At 50.3% G+C, this 4,211-nt stretch carries 3 protein-coding genes and 1 pseudogene; 2 read left to right on the plus strand and 2 right to left on the minus strand.

Features of this window, described 5'->3' with window-relative positions; genetic code table 11:
• The coding region (locus J7439_RS24905; protein ID WP_209204752.1) for an ankyrin repeat domain-containing protein at positions 1 to 1,601 on the minus strand (1,601 nt) is incomplete at its 3' end.
• 174 nt (positions 1,602 to 1,775) lie between these two features.
• Between J7439_RS24905 and J7439_RS24910 the strand changes: the two are divergent.
• Together J7439_RS24910 and istB are read left to right on the plus strand one after the other, a co-directional pair.
• A pseudogene (locus tag J7439_RS24910) lies at positions 1,776 to 2,234 on the plus strand (Mu transposase domain-containing protein); the annotation flags it as partial.
• 423 nt (positions 2,235 to 2,657) lie between these two features.
• A complete protein-coding gene (gene istB, locus J7439_RS24915) occupies positions 2,658 to 3,413 on the plus strand; it encodes an IS21-like element helper ATPase IstB (RefSeq protein ID WP_209204754.1) in 756 nt (251 codons plus the stop codon).
• Positions 3,414 to 3,627: 214 nt separating this feature from the next.
• Here the strand turns inward: istB and J7439_RS24920 are convergent.
• Positions 3,628 to 4,211: ankyrin repeat domain-containing protein (locus tag J7439_RS24920; RefSeq protein ID WP_209204755.1), on the minus strand; the 584-nt coding region annotated here is incomplete at its 5' end.

Consider the following 4,211-nt stretch of genomic DNA (forward strand, 5'->3'; position numbering starts at 1 on the left):
GCACCATCTGTATGTGTTTTGACATTGACATCCACTTTCTTATCAAGCAGTTTTCTCAGGCAATCGGTTTGCCCCCAACAAGCGGCTAAATGCAATGCCGTATTGCCGCTGTTATCAGCGATATTGATATCCGCCCTTTCAAGCAAATAAGTCAGGTGATCTAATTTGCTCCAAAGAGTTGCTATCATCAAAGGCGTGATGCCGTGGTTATCACGGGCATTAAAGTCCACTCCTCTGTTATCAGCAAGCTCACACAGACACCCAATGTCGTTTTCTTTTTCGATGGTATAGTGTTCGAAGGTCTTGCCGTTAATAAAGTTTCCAGTGATATCTATGCCCATGGCAGCACATTGTTGACGGCCCTTGGTTATGCTGATTTTGGTGGCTATATGCAGGGCTGTTTCGCCGTTATTATTGCTGGCATTTACGTTCGCTCCCTTTTCAATCAGTTTTTTCAGGCATGTTTTATCCCCATTGGCAGCGGTGATATGCAGCGGTGTTTGACCTTCCCCATCGGTGGCATTGATCTCTGTCGGATCGTTCAGGTAATTGAAAAATTCCCAATCACCTTTTCTGGCAGCAGTGTGCACTACGGTAGTAATATTTGCTCCTTCTTCGACCAGCACGGTCCGGCTCGGGTTGTTTCGCGCCAGAATAGCTCGGTTCAAGGCATGATCAAGATCAAGTTCGTTTGCACCCTTCTCGATCAGGAATCTAAGGCATTCCGTTTGCCCCCCCTCGGCGGCAGCGCACAGGGCACCGTTGAGGTCTGGCGTTCGCTGTGAGACTCGCGGTGAGATCAGGGTTTCAAGGCACTGCTTTTGCCCCTGTCCGGCGGCTTCGCGCAGGGCACCGTTAAGGTCGTTTGCTCCTTTATTCATCAGGGGTATAAGGTACTGCGATCGTCCCTGTCCGGCGGCTTCGCGCAGAGCGATATTAAGTTTAGATTGGCTGAGTTCGGTGCTGATCAGGTATTCAAGCAGTGAATCATTGCCCTCCCGGACAGCGGTGCGCAGTACATTATTGATATTCGCCCCGGCCTCGATCAGGATATTGAAGACCTCGGTGCAACGCTGACGGGCAGCAGTGTGCAGGGGCGTCTCACCCTGATGATCGGCGGCATTGACATCGGCACCGTGGTCGATCAAAGTCCGGGCTAAACCCGTATGCTGGTGCTTTAAGGCGACAGCTAACAGGTATTCAGGATGACCGGTGAGTGCCGAGCGGTAAGGCTGATTGACCAACGTCTTGTCTTTCTCCAGATGCCGGTTCAGCATTCTCAGATTACCGCTACGGCAGACATTAAGCATTCGGGATTCACAATAAGGCGATTCATCGTCATCGTCGCTTTCCCCGTCCTTACGAATCAGCGGCAGTGCCGTTTGCTCACATTCACTGCATCGGCGTTGATCAAGACTTGTTTCACTCTGCTCATCAAGGTGTCGGGTGATGCACCCCAGGTGGAAAACGTGGGGTTCCGGTTTGCAAGATGTTTCGACCAGTGAGTGTCCACCAAATTGGACTCTGATATGTTCGTCATTTATACAGATAGAAGAACAATTAAAGCGGACATCTGCCCCGTTTCTACCGACACCATCCATCGCTTTAGCCTGCCATTTGACTCAAAACTTCGCGTAGGACAAAAAATCAGCAGGGTAAGTTCCACAAAAAACAGAATTTTTAACAAGAAGATTATCGTTTAAATCAAAAGTCAGGCACGGAACCAATTTTCACTAGACAGTAATCGTTTGTCTGGAATGCAAGCAATGGCAACCAGCTATCAGGATCTGGCCGAGCATTACCAGGTAGCCGTCGTTCCCGCCCGGGTCAGAAAACCACAGGATAAGGCCAAGGTTGAATCTGCCGTACAGGTGGTTAATTGCTGGATACTGGCCAGACTGAGTGCTCAGACATTCTTTACCCTGCCAGCACTGAGCAAGGCGATTCTCAGCCTGCTGGATTGCCTGAACAGCAAACCGTTCCAGAAATTACAAGGTAGTCGTCGCTCACTGTTTGAGGAGCTGGACAAACCGGCACTCAAGACTTTACCGGCAGAGCGTTATCAATACGCTGAGAGGAAAGAGGCCTTGGTACACATTGACTACCATGTGTCAGTAGAAGGCCATTATCACTCCGTGCCTTACCAGCTGGCCAAAAAGCAACTCTCTGTTCGCTTCACCCAGAATACGATTGAGTGCTTTTACCAGGGGAAACGGGTCGCCAGGCATCAACGGTTGTACCAGTAAGGCCGGTGTCTAAACACATGCCGGAAAAGCACAGACAGCATGCCGAGTGGACACCCGAGAGGCTCCAGAACCGGGCCGTCAAAACAGGGCCGGAAACGGAAGCAGTGATACGACGAACCCTCTCAGACCGGCGTTATCCGCAACAAGGTTATCGCAGTTGCCTTGGCATCATGAGGCTGGGAAAAAGTTATGATGAAAACTGCCTTTAAAACGCCTGCCGTCGTGTACTGTATACTAATGCCTGCTCTTACCGCAGTCTTGAATCAATCCTGAAGCACAACCTGGATCAACAGCCGCTGCCGCAACTGGAACCGGAACCGGAACCTGCATTGCCGGATCATCATGAGAACCTTCGTGGCTCTGACTACTTCAACTAAACCATCACGAATAATAGAGAACGGAACCAAAACTATGTTATTGAGTCCGACTTTGGAAAAACTGCAAACACTGAAACGGTCCGGCATGTACAAAGCACTTAATGAGCAATTAAACAGCTCAGACATAGAACAAATGTCGTTTGATGAACGGCTGGGGCTGATGGTTGATCGTGAAGTTACTGTTCGTGATAACCGTCGCTTGAAAACCCGCTTAAAAAATGCACGACTAAGACAGCATGCCTGCATGGAAGACATTGACTTCCGCCATCCGCGCGGTCTCAAGCGTGAGCAGTTCCAACAGTTACTGGGCAGTGACTGGATAAAGGATCATCAAAACGTCATTATCACCGGGCCAACCGGGGTTGGTAAAACCTGGCTGGCCTGTGCCCTGGCACAGAAAGCCTGCCGTGATGGTTATACAGTCCAGTATCAGAGGCTGCCAAGACTGCTTCAGGACCTGAGTCTTGCCCGAGCTGATGGTCGTTACCTGAAGATCATGACGACGCGGGCCAAAACTGACTTACTCCTTCTGGATGACTGGGGGCTGGGCCCCTTAAGCGAGAGTCAGAGGCATGACTTGCTGGAGCTGGTTGAAGACCGGCATAACCTCAAGAGCACCCTGATTGCCAGCCAGATGCCGGTTGATCACTTGCATGAACTGATCGGTGATCCGGCACTGGCAGATACGATTTTGGACCAGCTGATTCATAACGCTCACTGCGTCCCTTTAGAGTGTGAGTCACTGCGCAAGAAACACGCAAAACTGGCGAAATCCGAACCTAAGCCCTAAGCTGCAAATCGATGCGTCGCTGCGCTCCGATGGGTGGGCCGAATGTTTCCGTAATGGGTGGCCAAATACTTCCGGAATCAGTGGCCGGATGTTAGTGGAATAGGTGGCCGAATGCTCTGGAATGCGCAGCTGACTCAATTGTTGGCAGTTCCCGTGGTGCCGGGTCAGTATCCGGACCTTCATTGAATGACTTTTTACGAGAGTCAACCGCAGTTTAACTATCAGTCGGGGCAGGATCGTTAGTGGCAACAGAGCCAGCCTGAGTTGTTTTGTCAGCTTTTTCGGTATCGTCGATCTTCACCTTGGTTGTGAGCGTACTGTTGTCTTTTTCATGATCGGCCCGGAAAACAGCAAAGTTCTTTAATACCTTGACGGTCTCTTTTAAGCCCTTAGCTAAATTGAGCGCCGTTTCGAAATTCTTATCCTTAACTTTGGCCAGGGAGCGGTCAAAGGCCTGCAATATCTGGATGGCCTCTGTGTGGCCTTTTTCAGCAGCTATGTTGAGAGCTGTTTGGCCATATTTATCCTTCGCTTTGGCCAGGGAGCAGTCAAAGGCCAGCAATGCCTGGATGGCCTCTGTATGGCCTTTTTCAGCAGCATCGTGGAGAGCCGTTCTGCCATATTTATCCTTCTCTTTGGCCAGGGAAGGGGCAATGGTCAGCAATACCTGAATGGCCTCTGTGTGGCCTTTAAAAAAAGAAGCTGCGTGGAGAGCCGTTTCGCCAAACTTATTTTTCTCTTTGGCCAGGGAGGGGTCAAAGTCCAGCAATGTCTGGATGGCCTCTGTGTGGCCTTTTT

It is taken from the genome of Salinisphaera sp. G21_0 (assembly GCF_017744115.1).
Lineage (GTDB): Bacteria > Pseudomonadota > Gammaproteobacteria > Pseudomonadales > Endozoicomonadaceae > Endozoicomonas.